21 protein-coding genes are annotated in these 16,748 nt (G+C 69.9%); 4 read left to right on the forward strand and 17 right to left on the reverse strand.

Translation table 11 applies throughout. The annotated features are described in order from the left end of the window. The first annotated feature begins 12 nt into the window (after positions 1–12). Positions 13–1,410, forward strand: coding sequence for an FAD-dependent oxidoreductase (locus tag ABD357_RS38145; RefSeq protein WP_344395928.1), 1,398 nt, complete (start codon positions 13–15; stop codon positions 1,408–1,410). On the opposite strand, the gene ABD357_RS38150 is transcribed toward ABD357_RS38145, so the two are convergent. The 3 genes from ABD357_RS38150 to ABD357_RS38160 are packed head-to-tail and all read right to left on the reverse strand — an operon-like array spanning position 1,329 to position 3,777. Then, the gene (locus ABD357_RS38150) at positions 1,329–2,540 is read right to left on the reverse strand and encodes an MAB_1171c family putative transporter (RefSeq protein WP_344395929.1); all 1,212 of its coding nucleotides are present in this window, start codon (positions 2,538–2,540) and stop codon (positions 1,329–1,331) included. The genes ABD357_RS38145 and ABD357_RS38150 overlap by 82 nt on opposite strands. Before the next feature lie 11 nt (positions 2,541–2,551). Then, on the reverse strand, positions 2,552–3,082 hold the full coding sequence (locus ABD357_RS38155) for a toxin-antitoxin system, toxin component (protein WP_344396068.1): 531 nt from the start codon (positions 3,080–3,082) through the stop codon (positions 2,552–2,554). Positions 3,083–3,114: 32 nt separating this feature from the next. Further along, on the reverse strand, positions 3,115–3,777 hold the full coding sequence (locus tag ABD357_RS38160; RefSeq protein ID WP_344395931.1) for a helix-turn-helix domain-containing protein: 663 nt from the start codon (positions 3,775–3,777) through the stop codon (positions 3,115–3,117). A gap of 239 nt (positions 3,778–4,016) precedes the next feature. Here ABD357_RS38160 and ABD357_RS38165 point away from each other — a divergent pair, with 239 nt between their 5' ends. Continuing rightward, positions 4,017–4,688 carry an MmyB family transcriptional regulator gene (locus tag ABD357_RS38165; RefSeq protein ID WP_344395932.1) on the forward strand — a complete coding sequence of 224 codons (672 nt, stop codon included), beginning with the start codon at positions 4,017–4,019 and terminating at the stop codon, positions 4,686–4,688. Positions 4,689–4,807: 119 nt separating this feature from the next. Here the strand turns inward: ABD357_RS38165 and ABD357_RS38170 are convergent, their stop codons facing one another. The 4 genes from ABD357_RS38170 to ABD357_RS38185 are packed head-to-tail and all read right to left on the reverse strand — an operon-like array spanning position 4,808 to position 8,167. Then, positions 4,808–5,632: an ABC transporter ATP-binding protein gene (locus tag ABD357_RS38170; RefSeq protein WP_344395934.1), complete on the reverse strand. Its 825-nt coding sequence runs from the start codon at positions 5,630–5,632 to the stop codon at positions 4,808–4,810. A gap of 20 nt (positions 5,633–5,652) precedes the next feature. Continuing rightward, positions 5,653–6,432 carry an ABC transporter permease gene (locus ABD357_RS38175; RefSeq protein ID WP_344395935.1) on the reverse strand — a complete coding sequence of 260 codons (780 nt, stop codon included), beginning with the start codon at positions 6,430–6,432 and terminating at the stop codon, positions 5,653–5,655. Then, complete coding sequence (locus ABD357_RS38180) at positions 6,429–7,202, reverse strand: ABC transporter permease (RefSeq protein ID WP_344395936.1); 774 nt, start codon at positions 7,200–7,202, stop codon at positions 6,429–6,431. The genes ABD357_RS38175 and ABD357_RS38180 overlap by 4 nt, the downstream gene beginning before the upstream one ends. Beyond that, on the reverse strand, positions 7,199–8,167 hold the full coding sequence (locus ABD357_RS38185) for an ABC transporter substrate-binding protein (RefSeq protein ID WP_344395937.1): 969 nt from the start codon (positions 8,165–8,167) through the stop codon (positions 7,199–7,201). The genes ABD357_RS38180 and ABD357_RS38185 overlap by 4 nt, the downstream gene beginning before the upstream one ends. A gap of 208 nt (positions 8,168–8,375) precedes the next feature. Here ABD357_RS38185 and ABD357_RS38190 point away from each other — a divergent pair, with 208 nt between their 5' ends. Next, positions 8,376–9,200 carry an IclR family transcriptional regulator domain-containing protein gene (locus ABD357_RS38190; protein WP_344395938.1) on the forward strand — a complete coding sequence of 275 codons (825 nt, stop codon included), beginning with the start codon at positions 8,376–8,378 and terminating at the stop codon, positions 9,198–9,200. Here ABD357_RS38190 and ABD357_RS38195 read toward each other — a convergent pair. From ABD357_RS38195 to ABD357_RS38240, 9 genes are all read right to left on the reverse strand, one after another. Beyond that, positions 9,151–10,095 carry a PDR/VanB family oxidoreductase gene (locus tag ABD357_RS38195; protein WP_344395939.1) on the reverse strand — a complete coding sequence of 315 codons (945 nt, stop codon included), beginning with the start codon at positions 10,093–10,095 and terminating at the stop codon, positions 9,151–9,153. The genes ABD357_RS38190 and ABD357_RS38195 overlap by 50 nt on opposite strands. After that, the gene (locus ABD357_RS38200) at positions 10,092–10,292 is read right to left on the reverse strand and encodes a hypothetical protein (RefSeq protein WP_344395940.1); all 201 of its coding nucleotides are present in this window, start codon (positions 10,290–10,292) and stop codon (positions 10,092–10,094) included. Before ABD357_RS38200 ends, ABD357_RS38195 begins: the two co-directional genes overlap by 4 nt. Further along, a complete protein-coding gene (locus tag ABD357_RS38205; protein WP_344395941.1) occupies positions 10,289–11,359 on the reverse strand; it encodes a Rieske 2Fe-2S domain-containing protein in 1,071 nt (356 codons plus the stop codon). Before ABD357_RS38205 ends, ABD357_RS38200 begins: the two co-directional genes overlap by 4 nt. A gap of 219 nt (positions 11,360–11,578) precedes the next feature. Then, the gene (locus tag ABD357_RS38210; protein ID WP_344396080.1) at positions 11,579–12,022 is read right to left on the reverse strand and encodes a hypothetical protein; all 444 of its coding nucleotides are present in this window, start codon (positions 12,020–12,022) and stop codon (positions 11,579–11,581) included. Between the two features lie 441 nt (positions 12,023–12,463). Then, positions 12,464–13,402 (reverse strand): dioxygenase family protein, encoded by a 939-nt coding sequence (locus ABD357_RS38220; protein ID WP_344395942.1) that lies wholly within the window; start codon positions 13,400–13,402, stop codon positions 12,464–12,466. 11 nt (positions 13,403–13,413) lie between these two features. Then, on the reverse strand, positions 13,414–14,481 hold the full coding sequence (locus ABD357_RS38225) for a maleylacetate reductase (protein WP_344395943.1): 1,068 nt from the start codon (positions 14,479–14,481) through the stop codon (positions 13,414–13,416). Positions 14,482–14,539: 58 nt separating this feature from the next. Then, positions 14,540–14,701, reverse strand: a complete 162-nt coding sequence (locus ABD357_RS38230; RefSeq protein ID WP_344395944.1) for a hypothetical protein — start codon at positions 14,699–14,701, stop codon at positions 14,540–14,542. 25 nt (positions 14,702–14,726) lie between these two features. Continuing rightward, the gene (locus ABD357_RS38235; protein WP_344395945.1) at positions 14,727–14,999 is read right to left on the reverse strand and encodes a hypothetical protein; all 273 of its coding nucleotides are present in this window, start codon (positions 14,997–14,999) and stop codon (positions 14,727–14,729) included. 207 nt (positions 15,000–15,206) lie between these two features. Further along, positions 15,207–15,440, reverse strand: a complete 234-nt coding sequence (locus tag ABD357_RS38240) for a nuclear transport factor 2 family protein (protein WP_344396082.1) — start codon at positions 15,438–15,440, stop codon at positions 15,207–15,209. Between ABD357_RS38240 and ABD357_RS38245 the strand changes: the two genes are divergently transcribed. After that, complete coding sequence (locus ABD357_RS38245) at positions 15,342–15,704, forward strand: GlcG/HbpS family heme-binding protein (RefSeq protein WP_344395946.1); 363 nt, start codon at positions 15,342–15,344, stop codon at positions 15,702–15,704. The genes ABD357_RS38240 and ABD357_RS38245 overlap by 99 nt on opposite strands. Positions 15,705–15,837: 133 nt before the next feature. Here the strand turns inward: ABD357_RS38245 and ABD357_RS38250 are convergent, their stop codons facing one another. Beyond that, positions 15,838–16,719, reverse strand: coding sequence for a LysR substrate-binding domain-containing protein (locus ABD357_RS38250; RefSeq protein WP_344395947.1), 882 nt, complete (start codon positions 16,717–16,719; stop codon positions 15,838–15,840). Positions 16,720–16,748 lie beyond the last annotated feature (29 nt).

The raw sequence follows: 16,748 nt of genomic DNA on the forward strand, positions 1-16,748 counted from the left end.
GGAGTGTCCGACTTGTCTGACGGAACTGCCCCTAGTCGCACCGCGGTTGTGGTCGGAGGGGGAATGACGGGCATGCTCGCCGCCGCCGTCCTCGCGGAGCACGCCGACGTCACCATCGTCGAACGCGACCTGCTGCCGGACGGGCCCCGGCCACGCAAGGGGCTGCCGCAGGCCCGCCACGCCCATCTGTTCTGGTCCGGCGGCGTCAAGGCACTCGAGGAGATCCTGCCGGGCGTCACCGGCCGACTCGTCGACCGCGGCGCGCGCAAAGCCCGCGTCATGACCGACCTGGTGTCCCGGGCTCCGTCGGGCCAGTGGTTCCGGCGGTTCACCCATGCCCGGCACAGCTTCCTCGTGGGCACCCGTGATCTGCTCGATGCCGTGATCCGCGCCGACGTGCTGCCGGACCGGCGGATCACCCTGCTGCAACAGACCGAACTGCTGGGCCTGGAAGGCAGCGCCGACCGTGTGACGGGAGTGCGCATAGGCGAGGCGGACTCGGAGCGCACCCTGCCCGCCGACCTGGTCATCGACGCGAGCGGGCGCGCCAGCCGCGCTCCCCACTGGCTGGGGGACCTGGGCCTGCCGCCCGTCCAGGAGCGCACGGTCGACGCCGGAATCGGCTACGCCAGCCGGATCTACCGCCCGCCGAACGGCGCCGTCGACTACCCGATCGTCAACGTCCAGGCAGAGTCCCAGGCCAACCCGGCGCGGGGCGGCGTCATCGTCCCTGTCGAAGGCGGCCGGTGGCTGGTGACCCTGTCCGGCAGCCGCGGCGGACAGCCCACCAGCAGCAACGACGAGTTCGTGCCCTTCGCCCTGAGGCTGGCCCACCCGATCATCGGCGAGCTCCTCACCAGGGCCGAACCAGAGACGGACGTCGTCACCACCCGCAGCACCGCCAACAAGCGCCGCTACTACGAGAAGGCCGCCCGCTGGCCCGAAGGCTTCGCCGTCCTCGGTGACGCCGTCGCCGGCTACAACCCCCTCTACGGGCACGGAATGAGCGCGTCGGCCCAGAGCGTCCTCGCTCTGCGCGGCGTCCTGCGCGAGCAGGAACTCACCGCACCCGGCACGGCACGGCGCGTCCAGAAGGCCGCGGCCCGGCCCGTCGACAACGCGTGGAGCCTGGCCGTGGGTCAGGACGTGTTCCGGCCCGGCGCCAGCGAGCAGCCGCCCACCCGGCTGGAGAAGACGCTCGCCGCCTTCGTCGACAAAGCAGCCGACGCCGGCGCGCGCAACCCCCGCGCCATGCAGATCCTGCTGGACGTGATGAGCATGGAAAAGGACCCGACACGGCTGTTCCGGCCCGACATGCTCACCCTGGTCTATCTCGGCCGGAAGAAGCCCCGGTTGAGCGGACCTCCGCTGACCGAGAAGGAAGCGGCGGTCGCGACGACGGGGGACTGACGCAGGGCCAGGGACATCCGCACCAGGTCGCGGGGTGCTTCGCCGGACGCCGGTGGCGCGTCGTCGGCCGTCGCCGAAGTGATGACCCTGCCCTCCGGGTCGGCGGCCCTGGCCCGTACCGCCGCCGTCACCATCGCCGCGTCGGCCTCCGCCCGCGCCTGGACGGGATCGGAGCCCGCGGCCACGGCGGCTTCGTAGGCGCCCGCCCGGATCTCCTCGTCGAAGTACGGGTACAGGGCGAGCATGCCGTCATGGATGTCGGACTCCCGCTGGGTCACCTGGAGTTCGGCGGGCGACCACCATGAGATCCGTACGGCACGGTCCTTGGGCGGCGCGAGAGGCCTCAACTCGCGCCACAGCGGCCCGAGTCGGCGATAGGTGGACCAGGTGCTCCAGAGGTCCCCGATGCGCTGGCCGGCCGGCGGAAGGCAGAAGCCGAGCGCGTTGAGCTGCATCCCGGCGGAGGCCGTCGCGGGCGCCACATAGGTGCTCAGGTCGTCCAGGTCCTGGCCGTTCCACCGGGCGACCACCGCGATGAACTTGGTGACGGAGTAGGGGATGTTGCACAGGAAGCCGAGCGCGATGACCAGCAGCCCGGCCCGCAGCCAGCCGCGTACCTGCAGCGCCCAGCGCCAGCACATGACGTCCATCGCGACGCCCGCGACGGTGAGCGACACGAGGTAGAGCACGATCATCTCGCGGATGAACGGCGTGTTGGCGTAGTACGTGTCGAGGTCCCGCAGCCGTTCCTCCGGTGCCTCCCCGAGGACGAAGAGCACGACCAGCGCCACGATCACCACGCCGTATCCGGTGATCCAGCGGCGGGTGGCCCGCCGGGTCGCCTCCGGCGGACCGCCGCGCCAGTTGATGATCACTACCAGGCAGGCGGCGCTGAGGGCGCTCAGCAGGCCGTAGACGAGCGGCGCCGAGACGTTCGCGATGCCGGTGAGGCGGTTGACCTCGGCGATCGTCGGCGGGGCGGCGAAGAAGAACACCAGGCCCGACAGGGCGATCAGCGTGCACACGGAACGCTGCAGCGGGTCGTGCCAGGAGCGCAGTAACGCGGGTGTCTTGATGGCGAGCGCGATCGCCATCGCGAGAGCCGGTATGTAATAGCCGGAGTCATCCATGGCGTGGCGGCTCAGCCCCGCGGCCCGCGGTAGCCGAGGGACGCCCCGATCCGGCCCGCGACCCCGTCCCGGGACACGGGCCCGCGCTGCGCCGAACCGGCAAGCCACGCACGGCACTTGGTGGCCAGCAGCAGCCCGAAGCCCTCCGCGTCCTGCTCGTCCGCGAGGTCGAACCGGGTCCGGGCGGCCACCTTCAGGACCGTCGCCTGCAGATCGGCGTCGTCGGACAGCAGACGGGCGGCGACGGCCGCGCCCTCCACATGGTGGGCGCAGTGTCCGGCCATCATGTGCCACAGCTCATGGCCGAGGATCACCAACTGGTGGTCGGGCGCCGTGCGTTCCTCGATGACCACGAGGTCCTGGTCCGCCATGTCGAGCCAGAGCCCACTGGCGGTGCCCGGCGGGAAGGCGGCCATACGGAACTGCACCGGACGGCCGCGGCGTCTGCTCATGGCGCCGCACAGCGCGGCGTAGAGGTCGGCGGGCTCCGCCGGTGCCGGGAGCGAGAGCTCGCCGACCAGCTCGCCGCACAGGCGGCGCATGTCCTTTCCGATGCCCACTGTTCTCCCCCGGGTCACGACTCGGGCCGCTTGACGCTCTCCAGGAGCATGTCCAGCCATTCCGCGACCTTGTCCCGGTGCTGATCCGTCGGCAGCTGTGCGGCGCGCCAGGCGATGCCCCGCACGCCGTGGTCCTGGAGCAGCTGCTCGAAGGGGTCGTCCGAGCGCGAGGCCGCCGACGCGGCTCTCTCACGGTCGGCGAGCTGCTGGAGCAGCTCCTGCTCGGTGCGCTGAAGGGCGCCGGCCAGCGCCTCGGGGTCCTCGGCCGTCAGGAACCCGGCGTGCACTCTGAAGAAGCGCTGAATGGCGTCGCAGTGCTCCATGGTGGGGCGCCGGTCCCCGTTGATCAGGGCTCCCGCCTGCTGGCGCGACATACCCGCGCCGTCGGCGATCTCCTGCTGGGTGTACCGGCGGCCGTTCGGCTTCAGACGTGTGCGGCGCAGCAGGTCGAGGCGTTGCAGGAACCGGGTCTGCAGATCCGGCTCGCCGGCGGGCCGGCCGCTCAGCAGCGACTGGACCACGACCTCCGGCACACCGGACGCGACGGACAGCCGCCGGACGTCGAACACCTGGCCGTGCGGCACACCGAGCCGGTCGGAGAGGGCGGCGACACGCGCCACGACGGCCGGCAGCAGACCCGTCGCCGTGGCGCCCGGAACCTCGAAGCCATCCGTCACCGACAGATCTCCCACGTTCTCTCGACCGGCCGTGAGCTGCGCAGTAGAGGCGCAGTCCACGATGAACTGCCCGGAGGTTAGCCCCTGCCTCGAACTCCCATCCACCTCTCGCCACAACTGTGGCGCGATTCGTTCGTCAACGGGCGGCAAATGCCACGATAGTTGACGCCACGGAGCCGGGGATAGCAGGATCGCGACGCCGCGTGTAAGGCCGCAGAGGCAAGAGGGGTGACCTCCCGATGGAGTACCAGGCAGGAGGGCAGCGGTCGCGGCCGCGACCCGCCCCCGAGAGTCTCAGGGCCCAGGCGTATTTGCAGGATTACGCCGCATTCCTCGAGGCCGTTCCCTTTCCGTCCGTCGTCTTCGACCACCGCTGGGACGTCGTCCTCACCAACGACGCGTTCGAGACACTTTTCCGCGGTGTGGGCCCGCATCCCACGGCCATGCCGGGGGACAACTTCCTCCGGTTCGTCCTGTTCCATCCGGACGCGGGCACGATCCTGGCCGAGCACGAGTCGAGCTGGTGCCTGCCGATGCTGGCCCACTTCGCCGCCGCGATCGAGCGACACGGGCAGGACCCGGTGCTGCGGTCCATCCTCCGGGAGATCGCCCAGGACCCGATCATGGACGCCGCGTACCGGCACGGACTGCCGCACTGGATCCGCTCGGTGGGTCCCGAGGCCCTTGAACACGACGGCGCGGTACGGCCGTTGTGGCACCCGGACCCGCGGTGGGGCCGTACCGACTGCCGGATTGTCGGTGAGACCCCCAAGACCCTCAAGGGCATGGGCTATACGCGCATGACGCTGGTCCTGCGCGACGCTCGCCGCTCGACGGGCGCGGCACGCACGACGGCGCGGGTGCGGCGCGCGACGAGTCACCTCAGCGTGGTGCCGGCCGCCGAGGCGTAGGCGCTCCGCTGGGTGAGGTGGTTTCAAAGCTGCGGGTACGTTGTGGCTTGTCGCGCAGTTCCCCGCGCCCCTTACGGGGCCGCCGCAGCGCACCGGAATTCACCAAGGCCGCTCAGGTATCAGTGAGTTGGTGGCGTGTCCGCCTTCACGTCCTTCGCGTCCTCCAGGTCCCGCGCCCTGCCGCGCTTGGCCGACTGGATCTGCTCGTACACATGCGTCCTCAGCTCGGCGAAGCGCGGGGCCACCCGGGTGTGCAACTGGTCGCGCTCGGCGGGCAGGTCGACCTTCAGCTGCTCCTGGACGACGGTCGGGGAGGCGGAGAGGATCAGCACCCGCTCGCCGAGATACACCGCCTCGTCGATGTCGTGCGTCACGAAGAGGATGGTGATGCCCCGCTGCTGCCAGAGCCCGCGCACCAGATCCTCCAGATCGGCGCGCGTCTGGGCGTCCACCGCCGCGAACGGCTCGTCCATGAGCAGCACATCCGGCTCGTACGCCAGCGCGCGGGCGATCGCCACCCGTTGCTGCATACCGCCCGACAGCTGCCACGGGTAGGCGCCCGCGGCGTCGGAGAGGCCGACCGACTCCAGAGCGTCGGCGACCAGCTCACGCCGCCTGGAAGGGGTCAACTTCTTCTGTTTCAGGGGGAGTTCGACGTTGTCCCGGACCCGCATCCAGGGGAAGAGGCTGCGCCCGTACTCCTGGAAGACGAACGCCATTCCGGGCGGCGGCCCGCTCACCGGGCGCCCGTCCAGCACGACTTCGCCCGACGTGGGCGTCAGCAGTCCGCCCATGCACTTCAGCAGCGTCGTCTTGCCGCAGCCCGACGGCCCGACGAGACAGACGAGTTCGCCCGCGTCGACGGTGAACGTGAGGTCGCGTACCGCTTCCACACGGCGACCGGAACCCTCGTAGACCTTCTTGAGGCCTCGTACGTCCAGCATGGGCTGCCCTTTCGCAAGCGTCACGACGACCGCCGGGAGGTGTCGCGCAGACCGTGGTACCAGCCGAGCGCCCGTCGCTCGACCAGTCGGAAGAGGACGGAGAGGATGAAGCCGAGGATGCCGAGCAGCAGGATGCCGGTCCACATTTCGGGGATGGCGAAGTTGCGCTGGAACTGGACGACGGTGAAGCCGAGCCCGTTGCTGGACACGGACATCTCGCTGATCACCATCAGGATGATGCCGATGGACAGGGCCTGCCGCAGCCCGGCGAAGATCTGCGGGCTCGCCGACCGCAGGACCACGTGGCGCAGGCGTGCGGTGCCCGTGATGCCGTACGACCGGGCTGTCTCCGACATGACCGAGTCCACCGCCCGCACGCCCTCGACCGTGTTGAGCAGGATCGGCCAGACACAGCCGCTCGCGATCACCGCGATCTTCATCGTGTCGCCGATGCCCGCGAACAGAATGATGACCGGCACGAGCACGGGCGGCGGCACCGCCCGCAGGAACTCCAGGACCGGTTCGCAAACGGCCCGTACGCGGCGGTACGAGCCGATGACCGTGCCCAGTACGACCCCCACGACAGCCGCCGACGCGTAACCCGCCAGCAGGCGCAGCAAACTGGGCAGGACGTCGGCGCGTAGCTGCTCACCCGTCCACACGTCCGGGAACGTGGTGAGGATGGTGCGCAGCGACGGCCAGTACACGTCGGTGCTGCCGGCGGAGGCGAACCACCAGGCGATCAACAGCAGCAGGGGCAGCGCGAGGACGAAGAACGCCCGCAGGGCCAGGTTTTTCACACCGCCACCTCCCCGCGCACCGACTGGTGCCAGGCCAGCGCCCGGCGCTCCACCGTGCGCGCGCCCACGTTGATCAGCAGCCCGAGAATGCCGGTGACGACCACCAGCGCGTACATCTCCGGCACCGCCTGCGAGCTCTGGGCGACCGCGATGCGCCGGCCCAACCCCGGGGCGCCGATGACGAGTTCGGCGGTCACCGCCAGGATGAGGGCGACTGCCGCGGCCAGCCGGACACCCGTCATGACGTACGGCAGGGCCGTGGGCCACAGGACATGGCGGACCCGTGCCCAGGTGCCGAGGCCGTAACTGCGGGCCGTCTCGTCGGCGACCGGGTCGACGTCCTGGACGCCGTACAGCGTCTGGATCAGCACCTGCCAGAACGAGGCGTACACCACCAGCAGGAGCACCGACTGCAGCTCCGTGCCGTAGAGCAGCACCGCGAGCGGGATCAGTGCGACCGACGGGATCGGGCGCAGGAACTCGATCGTGGAGGCGGTCGCCTCGCGCAGGTGCGGCGTGACCGCGATCAGTACGCCCGCGAGGATTCCCGCGGTCACCGCGATCGCAAGCCCCAGCGCCCAGCCGGTGAGCGTGTCACCGAGCGCGGTCCAGAAGGCCTGGTCGCCGAACTCGGTGAACAGCGCGTCGGCGATGCGGGTGACCGGGGGGAAGTAGTCCTCGGAGACGATGCCGAGCCGCGGGACCGCCTCGCACAGTACGAGGAAGCCCGCGAGCCCGGCTGCGCCCAGCAGGGCGTTCTCGGCTTTCACGGCAGCAGCGCGTCCAGGTCCGGGGTCTCCTTCAACTGACCGTCCTGCTTGGCCAGTTCGGCCAGCCTCTCGATGGATGCGCGATTCGGATCGGCCGGCCAGTGGGGGAGGGTCAGCTTCTCCAGCAGGGTCGGGGGGATCTTCGTGTACGTGGCGACGATCTCGCGGACCTCGTCCGGGTGGCTGTCGGCGTACTTGAGGGACTCGGCGGTCGCCTCCTGGAACTTCTTCACCAGCTCCGGGTTCTGCTTGGCGTACTGCTGCGAGGTGAAGTACATGGCCACGGTGAGATTCGGGTCCACGTCGTAGAAGCTCGACGCGATGGACGTGCCGCCTGCGGCCTTGACGGTGGAGAGCGCGGGCTCCGGTGTGCAGGCGGCGTCGACCTGGTCGTTCTCGAGCGCGGCGGCCATCTGGTCGAAGGGCATCTCGACGAACTTCAGCTTGGAGGCGTCGCCGCCGTCCTTGCGGACCGACTCCTTGATCGAGGTGTCGCAGATGTTGTTGAGCGAGTTGACCGCGACCTTCTTGCCCTCCAACTGCTTGGGGGACTTGATCGGGCTGCCCTTCTTCACCGTGGTGCCCATGAAGTCGGCACCTTCCTCGGCGGTGGAGGCGACGCCGTTCGCCACGACCTTGACGGGCACCTTCTTGGACTGGGCGACCAGCAGGGACGTCGTGTTGCTGAAACCGAACTGGAACTGGTTGTTGAGGACACCGGGCACGATCGCGGCCCCGCCCTGGGCGGGCGTCAGCTCCAGCTTGAGACCGCGCTTGGAGTAGAAGCCCTTCTTCTGGCCCAGATAGACGGGGGCGACGTCCAGGATGGGAATGATCCCGACCTTGACGGTGGTGGTGCCGTCGGCCGCTTTGTCCCCGGCCGATTCTGTGGAGCTGGACGAGCCACAGGCCGATGCGGTGACGAACACCGCTGAGACCGTCAGGCCGATGAGCAGACGACGCATGACTCCCCCTAATGGGACAGTGCCTGAAGGGCGGGCTGTGCGCAGACCGCACAGTAGTGCTCAGCGGGAACGTAGAACGCCGTCATAAGAATGGTCAATGCCCATGACGCGCAAGTCGTTGACAGTTGCCGAAGCGTGCTCTTAGCGTGCGCAGAGCGCACCCTCGTGCGTACAGAGCGCACGCCCGTGCGTCCTCGTGGAGGCGAAAATGCCCGCTGAAGCCCGCGCACCGCACTTCGTGCAGTCCTTCGAGCGGGGCCTCGCGGTCATCCGCGCCTTCGACGCCGACCATCCGGAACTGACACTGAGCGATGTGGCGCGCTCCTGCGAACTGACCCGCGCCGCCGCCCGCCGCTTCCTGCTCACCCTCGTCGACCTGGGGTACGTACACACGGACGGGCGGATGTTCCGGCTCACCCCGCGCGTCCTGGAACTCGGCTACTCGTACCTGTCCAGTTTCACCCTGCCCGAGATCGCCGAGCCCCATCTGGAGCAACTCGTAGCGCAGATACGGGAGTCGTCGTCCCTGTGTGTCCTCGACGGCGACGACATCGTGTACGTGGCGCGCGTACCCACGCGTCGCATCATGACCGCGACGATCACCGTCGGCACCCGCTTCCCGGCACACGTCACGTCGGTGGGCCGGGTGATCCTCGCGCATCTGCCGGACGAGGAGATCGACGCCCGGCTGGCCCGCGCCGATCTGCGCCCCCTCACCTCCCGCACACTCGCCTCGGCCGGAGCGCTGCGCGCCGAACTGCGCCGCATACGCCGTCAGGGATACGCGATCGTCGACCAGGAACTGGAGGAGGGGCTGCGCTCGGTCGCCGTCCCGGTGCGTGACCGGGACGGCGAGGTGGTGGCGGCGGTCAACGTTCCCGTGCACGCCGCCCGCAACTCGGTCGAGTCCGTACGCCGTGATCTGCTGCCCCCTCTGCTGGCCACGGTCGCCCGGATCGAGGCCGACCTGCGGGTCACCGGTCTCACAGGTCCAGCACGAGGCGCTTCCCGCGACACCGGGACACACAGATGAGCATGGTCTCCCCGGCCTCCCGCTCCTCGTCGGTGAGGACGGAATCACGGTGGTCGGGGGTGCCCTCGATGACATCGGTCTCGCACGTGCCGCAGGTGCCCTCGGTGCAGGAGTAGAGCACCTCGACGCCGGCGGCTCGTACGGTGTCGAGCACGGAGACGTCCGCGGGGACGGTCAGGGTGTGGCCCGACCGCTCGAGCACGACCTCGAACTCGGTGTTCTCGCCCGTCTCCTGGGCCTTCGGCTCGAAGCGCTCGACATGCAGCGCCCCCTTCGGCCACACCGCGCACCGCTCCTCGACCGCGTCCAGCAGCGGGCCGGGCCCACAGCAGTAGACGAGCGTGTCCGGGGCAGGGTCGGCGAGAGCCGCGTCGAGGTCCAGCAGTCCCGTCTCGTCCTGCGGAGCGATCCGTACCTTGTCGCCGTACCGTGCCAACTCCTCGGTGAACGCCATGGAGTTGCGGGTGCGCCCGCCGTACAGCAGAGTCCACTCGGCCCCCGCTGCCTCGGCAGCGGCCAGCATCGGCAGGATCGGGGTGATGCCGATGCCGCCCGCGACGAAGCGGTAGCGGGGAGCGGCCGCCAGGGCGAAGTGGTTGCGCGGGCCGCGCACGCGGACCTTGTCGCCCGCCTCCAACTGCCCATGCACATAAGCGGATCCACCGCGGCCGTCGGGCTCCCGGAGCACCGCGATCCGCCACACGTGCCGGTCGGCCGGGTCGCCGCACAGTGAGTACTGCCGCTCCAGGTCCGGGCCGAGCAGCACATCGATGTGCGCGCCCGGCTCCCAGGCGGGGAGTTCCTCGCCCAGCGGATGGCGGAGGGCGAGGGCGAGTACGCCGTCGGCTGCCAAGTCCCGGCGGTCGACGACGAGTTCGGCTTCGTACGCGTTCATGAGCCGTTTCCTTGCGAGGCGTTGCCTTGGGAGGCCTTGCCCTGAGGGGCGTGGCCTTCGGGGTGACCGAGCATCCACTCCCACATCGCGATCGGGTCCTGGGCGGTCTGCTCGGCGCCGCAGTGGCAGGTGCCGTGCAGGATGTCGGTGCCCGGGAGCCAGTCGATGCGGTAGATCTCGCCGGTGGGACTGCTCACTGAACCTTCTCCATGGGCTTGTCGCCCTCCTCGACCAGACGCGCGAGGATACGGCGGGCGGCCAGACCGCCGGTGTCGATGTTGATGCTCAGCTCCTGGTAGCCGTGGCGCTCGGTACCGAGGGTCTTCTGCAGCAGGTTGAGCGCGGTCACGTCCTGCATGACGACCGTGCGGTTGTTGCCTGCCAGGAACTCGGTGACCTCGTCGTCGTCCGTCGCCCAGTCACGGGAGACCGCCCAGAAGTCGTACACCTTGCCGTCGCCGGACGGCGTGATGCAGTACGTGACCTCGGTGTGGAACCCGCCCGGGTCACTGCCGTCCGCCTCGGGCAGCACGCCGACCGGAGCGACACGGCTGTGCAGCAGGTACAGGCACGGCGCGTGGTACTCGATGTCCTGCCAGCGGTTGATCCGGCCGGTGATGCCGGTCGACTTGGCGTAGAACGGCGGGCATTCGGCGTCGTCCATATGCCGGCTCACCCGCACGATGCCCGCACCCTCGTCGACCTCGGTGGTGATCGGCGTCTCGGCGACCTCAGGGGTGCCGATGTACCCGCCGTGCAGATAGGTCTCGTGGGAGAGGTCGAGGAGGTTGTCGACGAGGAGCCCGTAGTCGGCGTCGATCGGCTCCATGCCGCGGACGGTGGTCCAGCCGGGGGAGTCGAGGTGCTTCGCCCGCGGGATGGTCTGCGGGTCGGCGAGGGCCGGATCGCCGATCCACACCCAGATCAGCGAGTCCTGCTCGATGACGGGGTACGAGGCGACGCGCGCGGTGCGCGGCACCCGCTTCTGCCCGGGCACGTACACACAGGTGCCGGTGGTGTCGTACGTGAAGCCGTGGTATCCGCACACGATCTTGTCGCCGTCGAGCCGGGTCGGGGCCTCGGACAACGGGTAGCGGCGGTGCACACACCGGTCGTGCAGGACGACGGGCGTCCCGTCCTCCTCGGTGCGGTAGAAGACGAGCGGTTCACCGAGGATCGTACGGCCGAGCAGTTCGCGCCCGACCTCCTGGGAGTAGGCGGCGACGTACCACTGATTCCTGGCAAAAGCGGTCATATGAGGCATGGGCGGTCCCGTCCCTTGAAGCGGGGCTCCGTCGCCCCGCGCTGCCGTGGTTCGACTCAGGATCGTGACGCTTGCGGCAGCTCGGCAAGGCAGCTTCCGTCAGACGGAAGTCGTTCGCGTCCCTGCCGGCCACCAACGTGTCTGCATGCCAGGCGGTTGCGCCGGCCGGCGCGGGGCGAGGTCGGCGCCACCCGAGCCCGGCCGGCCCCGGCAAGGCCGTCACCACGGGGGGTGCCCCTCCTGTCCGACTGGGAGGGCCTGGGGGCGATCGTCGGCTCCGAGCAGCACGTCGGTCTCGTCCAGACCCTGGCCACCGTCCCTGAGGACGAGCGGCCGGACCTGGTCCTTCTGCTCGGGCTGCGCTTCGGAATGACGACCGGATTCGGCACGGGCCAACTGCTCCCGAAGAGCGCGCGGATCTTCCAGATCGACCCCGACGGCCGTGAGCTCGGCCGTCTGCAGGATGTCGAACTCGGCATCCAGGGCCGCCCCGATCGGCACGCTCGGCCTGCTGAACGAGCGCCTGGGCGACAGCCCCGTGCCCTCGGGGCGGGGCGACTGGCTGGGGATCCTGCGGGACGTCTCGGCCGCCCGGCGGTCCGCGCTCGCCGCCGAGACCGAGAAGCACGAGGGCGCGATCCACCCGTACCTCGCGGTCCGCACGATCGCCGAGAGCGTCCCTGACGGGGCCACCGTGCTCGTCGACGGCGCACTGACCGAGCTGTGGCTCTCCGAGACGATCGCGCTCGCTCCACTGGCCCACTACCTCGGGCACGGCTACCTCAGCTCGATGGGGAGCATGAGCCACCACTCCAGGGCCGCCGCCGCTGCCTACCCCTGTCACGAGCGGCGGCGGCCCCTCCCCTCACTCACCTCCGACGTCAGAGGCGGCGCACTCCTGCCACCCGGCACCGCACAGGCGCTGGACACCGAGGGCAACGCGGTCGGCAGCGTCTCCGGCGGCTGCGTCTGCGCGGCTCTGCGAACTGTGCCAACAGGTCCTCGCACACGGCGGCCCGCCCGCCCGCGCCATCTCGCCTCGGCCCTCAGCCAGCCAGGCAGGCAGCTTGCTCGGTTACCGGGTCACCGTTTGCGACGCCCGCTTCATACGCCCGCGGGCGCAAGGACGATGTCGAAGCGCAAACGGCTCCACGTGCCGTCGATGACGCGGCCGTCGGGTGTCGGCGTGCCGGCGGGCTGTCGCTCGAGCCGCTTGATCAGCGAGTCCTTCACGCCGAAGACGGTGTCCTTGCGGCCGATCGGGTCGCCCTCGGGGAAGATGTGGGTCACCAGGGTGCGCGCCCCCTCGTGGGACACCATGAAGTGCAGGTGGGCGGCGCGCAGCGGTGAGCGGCCGACCGCGTCGAGCATCTTGCCGACGGGTCCGTCGTCGGGGATCGGGTACGGCGTCGGGGTGAGGCCCCAGAAGCGGTAGCTGCCGTCGGCCGCGGAGAAGAGGTGCGCCCGGCCCGCGCGCCGGCCGGCGTCGTACTGCACGTCGTAGAAACCGTCCTCGTCGGCCTCCCAGACCTCGAGCCGTGCGCCGGCGAGCGGGTTGCCGTCGGTGTCGGTGACGGTGCCCTCGACCCAGCAGGGCTCGCCGGGGGCACCGAAGGCCAGGTCACCGCCGAGCTCGATCCCCGGGGAGTCCTCGACGAAGAACGGCCCGAAGACGGTCGCCTCGGTGGCGCCCTTGTAGGCCTGGTTGTTGACGTTGATCGTCTGCATGCTCGCGCCGAGGGTGTCGGACAGCAGGATGAACTCCTGCCGGACCTCGTCGGTGATGTGGCCTGCCTTGGTGAGGAAGTCGATCGCCGTCCCCCACTCCTCCTCGGTCAGCCGGACCTCGCGGATGAAGGAGTGCAGGTGCTTGACCAGGGAGGTCATGAGTTCCTGCAGCCGCGGGTCCTCGCAGGCACCGAAGGAGGCCACGACGCTGTCGACGAGCTGCTGCTCGACTGTCTGCTGCTCCGGCGACACCTCGCGGTAGATCGTGCGGTGGGCACCGGCCTGGGCCGAGCCGGGGTTGACGTAGGTAGCCATGACGGCCTCCTTCAGTTGATCGGGTCGCCGGCCCACGCCGCCTTCAGCAGGGCGGTCAGGTTCTCGTCGGTGAAGGGGGTGGGGTTGTTGGCCGGGATCGCCTTCGTGATCGGCCCCAGCGCCTTGGCGATGCCGTCCTCGGGCATGCCGTAGTCGCGCAGCGCCCTCGGCGCGTCCAGCGCCTGGCGCAGGGCGGCCAGGCCGGCGTTCGCCGCCTCGGTGTGGAAGACCGTGCCGAAGGCCTGAGCGATACGCGCCTCCGCCTCGGGAGCCTGCGGGGCGTTGAAGGCCAGCACGTAGGGCAGCACGACCGCGTGGGTCTGTGCGTGCGGGAGGTTGAACATGCCGCCGAGGACGTGGCAGATCTTGTGATGCATCCCGGAGCCGGCCGAGGCGAACGCGACAGCGGCGAGGTAGGCGCCGTACAGCGTCTGCTCGATGCCCTCGACGCTGGTCGAGTCGTCGGCCACCGCCGGCAGGCCGGTCGCCAGTGCGCGGATGCCCTCCTGCGCCAGCGCCCGGTCGATCGGGTCGGCACGCGGCCCCCACATCGAGTCCACGCAGTGCGCCATCGCGTTGAGGCCGCTGGCCACGGTCATCTCGCCGGGCAGCGTGGTCAGCAGACCGGCGTCGTACACCACCGACGCGGGCAGCACCTTGTTGTCCACACCGGTGGTCTTGGTCTCGCCTTCGGTCAGGCCCCACACATTGGTCGCCTCTGAGCCGGCGTACGTGGTGGGTACCGCGACGATCGGCAGCCCGGTGCTCATCGCAACGGCCTTGGCCAGACCCGTGGTTGAGCCCCCGCCGACGCTGACCAGGATGTCCGCGTCCGCGTCGACCGCCGCCCGGAGGGCTCGCCCCGCGACTTCGACCGGCCCGTGCATCACGACCTCCTCGTGACGCAGCACGACCGGGATCTCCTTGGCGATCGGGGCGGCCAGCTCCTTCTCGCGGTCCGACGCGATCAGCATGACCCTGGAACAACCCAGCGCCTCGACCTCCGCCGCCACGGCGACGGGTGACTCCCCAGCCGCGAACACCACTCGCTGGGGAAGGGTCTCGTGCGTGAACCTCATCGCTTGTTCCTCGGGTAGATCTTCGGCTGGGTCGACTTCATGCCGGTGACGGCCTGCATCAGGCCTCCGCCAGCCATTGTGTGCCTTCGGAATAGAGCTGCTCGACTGCTGCGCCGGTGAGGCCGGGAAGCCCGTCCTTCACCGTGAAAGCCGCCTTGGTCTGCAGGTAGGCCAAGCGCCGACAGCCGGTCGGGAACCGGTTCAGGAGTTCGGGATCCATGGAGATCCCTGGTACAGGGACCTCGTCAGACAGACCCGAGGAACTCCTCCAGTTCTCGGTCGAGCCGCTGGGAGGCCTCTGTCTCTCGGGCGTCCGCCAGCCATGCCGCGCCCACCGCCGGGCTGAAAGCCGCGGCAGGCACCACAGCCATGGGAGCAAGGACCGCCGCCGCCGCGTCCACCGCGTGGTTGACATCATCTGCGGAGGCCGCGGCGACCCGTGCGATCGGTTCGCCGGTCAGGGCCTCGGTTGTCTCGAAGTAGCGGCCGTCCTTGGCCGCGACGTGCTCACCCGTCACTGGTACGGACCGCGCCGGATGTGGGTGCCTCGATCTCAGTGGCTGACATGTGTTGCCTCATTTCCACAACAGCGGCGATCGCCGCATGAACCATGTACCTCGGACTCTCCATGACCGGCGGCCCGTCCTGAACCCTCTTGTCCATTCATCGAACAGCGGCGTGAGTATCATGCCGTCGGCCTTCCGGGAAGTCGGCCCTCCGGGAAGTCAGACCGGCGGAAACCGCCTGCCCATGACCATGTGCGCCAGGCGCCAGCCCTCCGCGGTCTCCTCCCAGACCTTCGTCACCACGTCTTGCATCGGGAACGGCGCGAGGTTCTCGTCGAGGACGGTGTACATCTCGTGGAAGCATGTGGTGATCGCGGTGTTGAGCCCCTCAGCTACGAGATCGCGCACGGCGCCGCACTTGCCGCTCTGGAAGCGGGAAGGGTCGAGGGGCACAAGGTGTGCGCTGTCGTGGTCAACCGAAGTGGCGTCACCAAGGTTCTTCTCAGTGACGTCGGCGTCGGCCTTCTCGGCGTGGAGACCGCGCGACGCAAGGCTTACGCGTCGGCCGTGAGCGTTCTGCCGGTCGCCGGCGGCGTGCCGATCGTGACGGCCGATGGAGAGGTCATCGGAGCCATCGGCGTCGGCGGGGCGGACGACGTCACTGACGACCGCATCGCGCATCATGCTCGCGATTCCGTCACGAAGATCGTTGCGTAGGCCTTCCTCCTGGTCAGCGAGGTGGCGATGCCGAGCCTCGCTGCAGTCGCCGCGACCCCTGGGTGAGCGGTTGTACGCCGGAGTCACGCCGAGGCCGGACGAAGGGGGCTGGCTTCTGGCGTCGGCAGATGTCTCAGAATGCCGCCCGGATGACTCCCACGGTGCGCTCCAGGTGCGGCTCGGAGCGGTCGGCGCGATGGGCGACGGCCAGCTCCACGCGTGCCTCGGCCCCGGCCAGCGGTCGGTAGGTGACGCCGTCGAGCGCCAACGCGGTCACGGGCTCGGGCACGACCGCGACGCCGAGGCCGCCGGCCACGAGCGTCACCAGCGTGGACGTCTCGCCGACCTCGTGGCGGATGTGCGGCTCGACGCCGGCGTCGCGCAGAAGGCCCAGCACGACGTCGTACATCACCGACCGGCGGTCGGCGGAGTGCACGATCAGGTCGGCACCGGCCAGGTCCGCTGCGCGCAACCGTTTCCGGCGGGCGAGGGGGTGGTCGACCGGTACGGCGACGACGAGCCGGTCCCGGCGCAGGGTGTGCACGGTGAGGGAGAGGTCGGCCGCCGGAGGGCGCAGCAGCGCGACGTCGATCGCGCCGGTGCGCAGTGCCTCGACCTGGTCGGGCGCGAGCATCTCGCCGCGGAAGGAGAAGTCGACGCCGGGAAGCTCCTCCGAGAGCCGCCGCGAGAGCGCGGGCAGGAGGCTGTACGTCGCCGAGCCCACGCACCCGATCGCGACGTGGCCGACCGAGCCGGCGGCGACGAGCCGTGCGTGGTGGGCGGCCTCGTCGACGTCGGCGAGGATCGCGCGCGCCCGCTCGAGGTAGGCCCGGCCGGCCTCGGTGACATCCACGCGGCGTGTGGTGCGGTGGAGCAACTCGACGCCCAACTCGGCCTCGAGCTGGCGGATCTGCGTGGAGAGCGGCGGCTGGGCCATGTGAAGCCGCTCGGCGGCGCGACCGAAGTGGCGCTCCTCGGCCACCACCACGAAGTACCGAAGATGACGCAGATCCATATGTCATCCATATCAATCGCGTGGGATAT

Origin of the sequence: Streptomyces vastus, from assembly GCF_039532825.1 — a bacterium.
Lineage (GTDB): Bacteria > Actinomycetota > Actinomycetes > Streptomycetales > Streptomycetaceae > Streptomyces > Streptomyces vastus.

Coding starts and splice junctions, on each gene's coding strand:
- ABD357_RS38150 (WP_344395929.1), bottom strand. CDS start 2,540: ATGGATGACTCCGGCTATTACATACCGGCTCTCGCGATGGCGATCGCG.
- ABD357_RS38155 (WP_344396068.1), bottom strand. CDS start 3,082: ATGCGCCGCCTGTGCGGCGAGCTGGTCGGCGAGCTCTCGCTCCCGGCA.
- ABD357_RS38165 (WP_344395932.1), top strand. CDS start 4,017: ATGGAGTACCAGGCAGGAGGGCAGCGGTCGCGGCCGCGACCCGCCCCC.
- ABD357_RS38170 (WP_344395934.1), bottom strand. CDS start 5,632: ATGCTGGACGTACGAGGCCTCAAGAAGGTCTACGAGGGTTCCGGTCGC.
- ABD357_RS38185 (WP_344395937.1), bottom strand. CDS start 8,167: ATGCGTCGTCTGCTCATCGGCCTGACGGTCTCAGCGGTGTTCGTCACC.
- ABD357_RS38190 (WP_344395938.1), top strand. CDS start 8,376: ATGCCCGCTGAAGCCCGCGCACCGCACTTCGTGCAGTCCTTCGAGCGG.
- ABD357_RS38195 (WP_344395939.1), bottom strand. CDS start 10,095: ATGAACGCGTACGAAGCCGAACTCGTCGTCGACCGCCGGGACTTGGCA.
- ABD357_RS38205 (WP_344395941.1), bottom strand. CDS start 11,359: ATGCCTCATATGACCGCTTTTGCCAGGAATCAGTGGTACGTCGCCGCC.
- ABD357_RS38220 (WP_344395942.1), bottom strand. CDS start 13,402: ATGGCTACCTACGTCAACCCCGGCTCGGCCCAGGCCGGTGCCCACCGC.
- ABD357_RS38225 (WP_344395943.1), bottom strand. CDS start 14,481: ATGAGGTTCACGCACGAGACCCTTCCCCAGCGAGTGGTGTTCGCGGCT.
- ABD357_RS38230 (WP_344395944.1), bottom strand. CDS start 14,701: ATGGATCCCGAACTCCTGAACCGGTTCCCGACCGGCTGTCGGCGCTTG.
- ABD357_RS38250 (WP_344395947.1), bottom strand. CDS start 16,719: ATGGATCTGCGTCATCTTCGGTACTTCGTGGTGGTGGCCGAGGAGCGC.